The following is a 2,055-nucleotide window of genomic DNA, read 5'->3' on the forward strand; positions in this document are numbered from 1 at the left end:
CCGGCTCTCACCTGGACGCCGTCGTCGGCCAGCCACTTCACGAGGTTGCCGCCCATCGGGGCGGTGACTGCGCCGTCGTCGTGCTGTGTTTCCTGAGACGACGACGACGGCGCGGCGCCACTTCCGCCGGTCATCAGAGCGTTGAACACCTGCGCCGGCAGTCCCAACTGGACGGCCTTGCCGTCAAGCTCGACGGTGAGCGTTTCGCGGCGGGCCACCGGTCCGGCGATACCGCTGCGCAACGAGGCCTCGAGGCGTGCGGCGAACTCGGACTCGATCCACGTGGTGTAGACGCCGAGCCGGTCGGGCTGCGTGAAATCGGGGTCGCGCACCACGGCGCGGTGGAACGGGACCACTGTGGGGACGCCCTCGATGCGGAGTTCATCAAGCGCTGTGCGGGCACGGCGCAGGGCCTGGGCGCGGTCCTCGCCGTGGACGATCAGCTTGGCCATCAGGGAGTCGTACTCGGCGGGGATGCTGGATCCGGAACGGACGCCGGTGTCGACGCGGATTCCGGCGCCGGTGGGTGCCTCGAACACGTCCACCGGTCCCGGTGAGGGGAGGAAGCCACGGCCGGCGTCCTCGGCGTTGAGCCGGAATTCGATGGCGTGGCCGTGCGGCACGGGATCCTCGGTGATGGACAGCGGCAGGCCGGCGGCGATGCGGAACTGTTCGCGCACCAGGTCCACGCCGGAGGTTTCCTCGGTCACCGGGTGCTCCACCTGCAGGCGCGTGTTGACCTCGAGGAAGGAGATCACGCCGTCGGGCGCCACCAGGTACTCGACCGTGCCGGCACCGGTGTAACCGGCCTCGCGGCAGATGGCGCGCGCCGATTCGTGGATGCGGGTGCGCTGCTCGTCGGTCAGGAACGGCGCGGGGGCCTCCTCCACGAGTTTCTGGTTGCGGCGCTGCAGCGAGCAGTCGCGGGTACCCACCACCACAACGTTCCCGTGCGTATCCGCGAGCACCTGCGCCTCGACGTGCCGGGGCTTGTCGAGGAACCGTTCGACGAAGCACTCGCCGCGCCCGAACGCCATGGTGGCCTCGCGTACCGCCGAGTCGAAGGCGTCATCAATGTCCTCGAGCCGGTGGGCGATCTTCAGCCCGCGCCCGCCGCCGCCGAACGCCGCCTTGATGGCCACGGGGACGCCGTGTTCCTCGGCGAAGGCGCGGACTTCATCGGCGTCGGCGACCGGTCCGTCCGTGCCCGGGACCAGCGGGGCACCCGCCCGGACTGCGATCTCACGGGCGGTGACCTTGTTGCCCAGGCTGCGGATCGCGTCCGGCGACGGGCCGATCCAGGTGAGCCCGGCGCCCTGCACCGCCTCGGCGAAGTCGGCGTTTTCGGAGAGGAAACCGTAGCCGGGATGGACTGCATCGGCACCGGCCCGTGCTGCGACGTCGAGCAGTTTGGGGATGTTCAGGTACGTGTCCGCGCTCGCGGAACCGCCCAGTGCGTAGGCCTCGTCGCTGAGGCGGACGTGCAGCGCGTCGGCATCCGGGTCCGAATACACCGCCACGGATGCCAGTTCCGCATCGGTGCAAGCCCGGGCAATCCGGACGGCGATTTCGCCGCGGTTGGCGATCAGGATCTTCTTCATGGCGGCTTCCTTCGCGTTCATTGGGCGGCGGTCGGCTGGAGCGTCTCGGGGCTGACCTCGACGAAACGAATAGTGGTGCCCGGCGGCAGCTGGGCGGCGATGGGCAGATCCTCCGGTACGACGACGGCGACCACTGGGTACCCGCCCGTCACCGGGTGATCGGCCAGGAACAGGACGGGAAGGCCCGACGGCGGCACCTGCAGTGAGCCCGCCACCACGCCTTCGCTGGGGAGTTCGTCGGTCCGTGCCCTTTCGAGGGGCTGTCCGTCTGTTACTGCCAGGCGCACGCCGATCCGGTTGGACTCGGCGGTGACGGACCAGTCCTGCGCGGTGAGTGCAGCCTGTGATTCGGGCGTGAACCAGTCCTGGCGCGGGCCGGCGGTGATCCGCAGCTGCACAGGTTTGTTCGCGTTGGGCTCCAGGAGCTCTCCCGGCAGCGTCGAAGGCTCGGGGG

The 2,055-nt window shown here is 69.9% G+C and carries 1 protein-coding gene and 1 pseudogene; both read right to left on the bottom strand.

Translation table 11 applies throughout. The features are described 5' to 3' along the window. The coding region (locus tag X803_RS20110) for an acetyl-CoA carboxylase biotin carboxylase subunit (RefSeq protein ID WP_035779127.1) at positions 1-1,601 on the bottom strand (1,601 nt) is incomplete at its 3' end. Between the two features lie 17 nt (positions 1,602-1,618). Beyond that, positions 1,619-2,055, bottom strand: a pseudogene (locus X803_RS20115) (biotin-dependent carboxyltransferase family protein); the annotation flags it as partial.

Source organism: Arthrobacter sp. 35/47 (assembly GCF_000520475.1).
Classification (GTDB): domain Bacteria; phylum Actinomycetota; class Actinomycetes; order Actinomycetales; family Micrococcaceae; genus Arthrobacter_D; species Arthrobacter_D subterraneus.